Here is a 3,866-nt window from a genome sequence, read left to right as displayed (position 1 = left end):
GATAGCTTCATGAATTTATTGTACGTTACCTACTATCCGAAGAGCGATGCAACAAAGCCCACTGGGATCCGTCTTATTTTTATAATGGAAATTAGTTTAACGTATGCTCCTAAAATCTGTTGTCCATTGCACAATTTGCAAATATTTTTATACCTGGACCCCAGTGTCAAGCACTGGGATGACACCTTTGTGTTTGAGGCAAAACAGGCTATAACATTTAACATACTACCCTCGCAAACAAATGTTCGTACAGTTGTGTATCAGCTACTGGGATGACACCACCCCTAGTGGGCACTGCCCCTAAATCATAATGGATAACAGGGTTATAAGCTCTGAACATTAATAATAAGGCCTATTCTTCTTTAACCTGAGTGCAATTGCGTCTTCCCAAACTTCACCATTACGCAATAACTTTTCTTTATTGTACATTAGCTCCTCTCTTGTTTCAGTAGCAAATTCAAAGTTAGGACCTTCAACAATTGCATCAACTGGACATGCCTCTTGGCAAAGTCCGCAGTATATGCATTTTGTCATATCAATATCATAGCGCGTGGTGCGGCGACTACCGTCTTCTCTTTCCTCTGCTTCAATAACTATTGCTTGAGCAGGGCAGATAACTTCACATAATTTACAAGCTATGCATCGTTCTTCACCGTTTGGATACCTACGCAACGCATGCTCACCACGAAACCTTGGACTTAAAGGGCCCTTCTCCATAGGATACCTCAAAGTAACCTTTGGCTTAAACATATATTTTAATGTAATAACAAACCCTTTAATTAACTCTACAAAAGACCAGTACCAAGCTAATTTCTTGAGCATAAAATATTTAAAACTTGTGTCAGTCATTATAAATCATATTATCAGTTTTCAAAATAAATATTTTCACCTGGGTGACTTTTTAGGTATTTTGGTTTCTTAAGTGTAATATTGCTAAGTAGTTTATATAAATAATGACAAACACAAATGAAACTATTTTCGCTTTATCGACCGTATTTGGTAAGTCAGGAGTTGCAGTAATCAGAATTTCAGGCAACTACGCGCTTAAAGCTTTAAATCATTTTCATATTAAGAAAGAAATTAAACCAAGATTTGCTACTTTAGTTGATCTATATGATGATTCCAGTCAATTGATAGATAATGGAATAATCATCTATTTCCCTGCTCCAAACAGTTTCACTGGCGAGGATGTTATAGAGCTACAAGTGCATGGAAGCAAGGCCGTCATAAAAATCATCTTGGAGGAATTATCAAAAATTTTCGTTATGGCCAGGCCTGGAGAATTCTCACTTAGGGCTTTTCTAAATGGTAAATTTGACTTAACGCAAATAGAAGGGATTGCAGACTTAATTGATGCTGAGACGAAAATGCAAGCTAAACAAGCGATTAAGCAGATATCTGGAGAATTGGAGAGACTATACAGCAATTGGAGGCAAAGATTAATAACGATACAATCCAAAATCGAAGCATATATAGACTTTCCAGAGGAAATTTGGGCAGAAAAAAGTGAATTGGAAAAAATTAATAATGAAGTGCAATCTCTCGTGCAGTTGATACAAGAGCATTTAAATGATAATAGACGGGGCGAAAGGTTGCGTGAGGGTTTACATATTGTAATAACTGGTGAACCAAATGTCGGTAAATCAACTCTGTTTAATTTCTTAGCCAAGCGTGATATTGCTATTGTTTCTGAATATGCAGGCACAACAAGAGATATACTTGAAGCTCATATTGACATTGGCGGATACCCAATCATTCTCTCTGATACTGCTGGAATTCGTGAGAGTTCAGATCCAATAGAATTAGAAGGTGTAAGTCGAGCGAAAAAAAGGTCTTTTGAAGCTGATTTAAGAATAGAACTATTTCCTTTTGAACAGCGTCATAATATCAATTGCAACGTTGTAAATAGCGATACTATTTATGTATTGAGCAAAGCTGACGATGTTATCAATAATCACAATATAAAAATTAATGGCATAGATCTTTTACCCATTTCTATTCTAAAGGAAATAGGTACAAACAAGTTGATCTCTCTCATAAAAGAGAGGGCAGAGGAAAAATTTGGGCATGATAGAGACACTCCTGTGATTACTCGGCAAAGACATAGGAATCACATGAAGAAAGCACTGGAACATTTACAACGTTTTAATATCGATAATCCAATTGAGTTGATATCTGAAGATTTGAGGCTTGCTGCATTTGAACTTGGTGCGGTGATTGGAATTATTGATGTTGAGGAAATATTGAGTAGTGTGTTTAGCAACTTTTGCGTGGGCAAGTAAAGCTTTTATAGATTGCTTAAAATCAAATGTTGTGATAGAAAAGAAATGGACGGATGGCCGAGCGGTTTAAGGCACCAGTCTTGAAAACTGACGTACGTGATGAGCGTACCATGGGTTCGAATCCCATTCCGTCCGCACAGCATCTCGCTATGCTAGCTGATTTTTAGAGCTTATTTGGACTATGTGGTTCATAACGCTGGAAATCTTGTCTAATCTAGCCACATCTTTTAAAAATACATCCCTTTGTAAATTGACCTTGTTAGCAAAGAAAGCTAATATCTATAAATAGATCATCATCTGAATATGAAAACCGATATAGTAATAATAGGTGCAGGACCTGTTGGAATATTCACTGCTTTTCAAGCGGGAATGCTTGATATGAGATGTCATATAATAGATGTTTTGGATCAAGCAGGAGGACAATGCACAGCTCTTTACCCAGAAAAGCCAATATACGATATACCTGGTTATCCTGTAATTACTGCCCAAAAATTAATTGAGCAGCTAATGGAGCAAGCTTCGCCATTTAAGCCTATTTACCATTTAAGTCAAAAAGTAGAAAAGATTTCAAATAACGAAGGTGAAAACTTTACTATCATAACGAGCATAGGTACAGAGGTAAAATGTAAGGCTGTTATTGTTGCTGCAGGTAATGGAATGTTTGAACCTAACCGTCCACCCTTAAGTGGTATATTAGAATATGAAAATAAATCTGTATTTTACAGTGTAAATAAAATTTCTGATTTTCAGGATAAAACTATAGTCATTGCAGGGGGGGGTGATTCTGCGGCTGATTGGACTGTAGAACTTTCTAAAGTTGCAAAGAAAATTTATGTGATACATAGGAGAAGGGAATTTCGCTGCACTCCTGAAACTAGAAATAAATTAGAATCACTTGAAATTGATGGAAAAATAGAACTGGTAGTGCCATATCAATTACACGAACTAGCAGGAGGTAATGGGCAATTGAGCACAGTGATAGTAAAAAACATTGCCTCTAAGGAAGAAAAAGAAATATCCGCTGATTTTTTGCTGCCATTTTTTGGATTGTCAATGAATCTTGGTCCAATAAACAATTGGGGTATACAGTTAGAACATAGCCGCATAGTTGTCGACCCAGCTACACTTAAAACCAGTAGAGATAGGATATATGCAATCGGAGATATAGCTATTTATTCAGGCAAACTAAAATTAATACTAAATGGTTTTGCTGAGAGCGCCATGGCTTGTTATGACATATACAAAGTAATCCACAACTCTCCAGTCAATTTTCAATATTCAACTTCAAAGGGAATTCACGGGAAAGAAAAACTTCCTTGACAAACCTCGCCAGCCCCCTTACCATGAAGCCGGAGCTATTGTATTTGCTTTCGCCAATCTGCAGATTAAAAGGTAAGGATTACTTAATGTATCGGCGTCTTATGTTCAATTTTTTGCATTATATAGATGCTGTATGTCTTTACAAAACTTCATCTACATCTAGATTTTTATCTAAATAAGCTGAACGCGCTTACAAAGCGTTACAAGACATCAAAAAATGCCAATACTCGACAGAGATAGTAAAAGACTAGCTAACTCGGGGAT

The 3,866-nt window shown here is 36.6% G+C and carries 5 protein-coding genes and 1 tRNA gene; 3 read left to right on the top strand and 3 right to left on the bottom strand.

Annotated elements, in window-relative coordinates; all coding sequences use genetic code 11:
- Positions 1–32: 32 nt before the first annotated feature.
- Genes OZD63_RS00400 through nuoI form a run of 3 tightly spaced genes read right to left on the bottom strand, consistent with a single transcriptional unit; the run spans position 33 to position 822 of the window.
- Positions 33–224 carry a hypothetical protein gene (locus OZD63_RS00400; protein WP_275007799.1) on the bottom strand — a complete coding sequence of 64 codons (192 nt, stop codon included), beginning with the start codon at positions 222–224 and terminating at the stop codon, positions 33–35.
- Positions 218–340, bottom strand: coding sequence for a hypothetical protein (locus OZD63_RS00395; RefSeq protein ID WP_275007797.1), 123 nt, complete (start codon positions 338–340; stop codon positions 218–220). Before OZD63_RS00395 ends, OZD63_RS00400 begins: the two co-directional genes overlap by 7 nt.
- The gene (nuoI, locus tag OZD63_RS00390) at positions 340–822 is read right to left on the bottom strand and encodes an NADH-quinone oxidoreductase subunit NuoI (RefSeq protein WP_038199316.1); all 483 of its coding nucleotides are present in this window, start codon (positions 820–822) and stop codon (positions 340–342) included. Before nuoI ends, OZD63_RS00395 begins: the two co-directional genes overlap by 1 nt.
- Positions 823–953: 131 nt before the next feature.
- Here nuoI and mnmE point away from each other — a divergent pair, with 131 nt between their 5' ends.
- From mnmE to OZD63_RS00375, 3 genes are all read left to right on the top strand, one after another.
- The gene (gene mnmE, locus OZD63_RS00385; RefSeq protein WP_274979942.1) at positions 954–2,282 is read left to right on the top strand and encodes a tRNA uridine-5-carboxymethylaminomethyl(34) synthesis GTPase MnmE; all 1,329 of its coding nucleotides are present in this window, start codon (positions 954–956) and stop codon (positions 2,280–2,282) included.
- A gap of 47 nt (positions 2,283–2,329) precedes the next feature.
- A tRNA-Ser gene (locus tag OZD63_RS00380) sits at positions 2,330–2,417 on the top strand.
- A gap of 168 nt (positions 2,418–2,585) precedes the next feature.
- Entirely contained in the window at positions 2,586–3,602 is a 1,017-nt protein-coding gene (locus OZD63_RS00375; protein ID WP_274979943.1) for an NAD(P)/FAD-dependent oxidoreductase, read from the top strand.
- Positions 3,603–3,866: the final 264 nt, after the last annotated feature.

This window comes from Wolbachia endosymbiont of Drosophila leontia (assembly GCF_028981785.1).
Lineage (GTDB): Bacteria > Pseudomonadota > Alphaproteobacteria > Rickettsiales > Anaplasmataceae > Wolbachia > Wolbachia pipientis.
This window is presented reverse-complemented; position numbering and strand designations above follow the sequence as displayed.

What these genes read in the sequence shown, in the direction of transcription:
- OZD63_RS00395 (WP_275007797.1), bottom strand. Translation starts at nt 340, where the DNA reads ATGTTCAGAGCTTATAACCCTGTTATCCATTATGATTTAGGGGCAGTG.
- OZD63_RS00375 (WP_274979943.1), top strand. Translation starts at nt 2,586, where the DNA reads ATGAAAACCGATATAGTAATAATAGGTGCAGGACCTGTTGGAATATTC.
- mnmE (WP_274979942.1), top strand. Translation starts at nt 954, where the DNA reads ATGACAAACACAAATGAAACTATTTTCGCTTTATCGACCGTATTTGGT.
- nuoI (WP_038199316.1), bottom strand. Translation starts at nt 822, where the DNA reads ATGCTCAAGAAATTAGCTTGGTACTGGTCTTTTGTAGAGTTAATTAAA.
- OZD63_RS00400 (WP_275007799.1), bottom strand. Translation starts at nt 224, where the DNA reads ATGTTAAATGTTATAGCCTGTTTTGCCTCAAACACAAAGGTGTCATCC.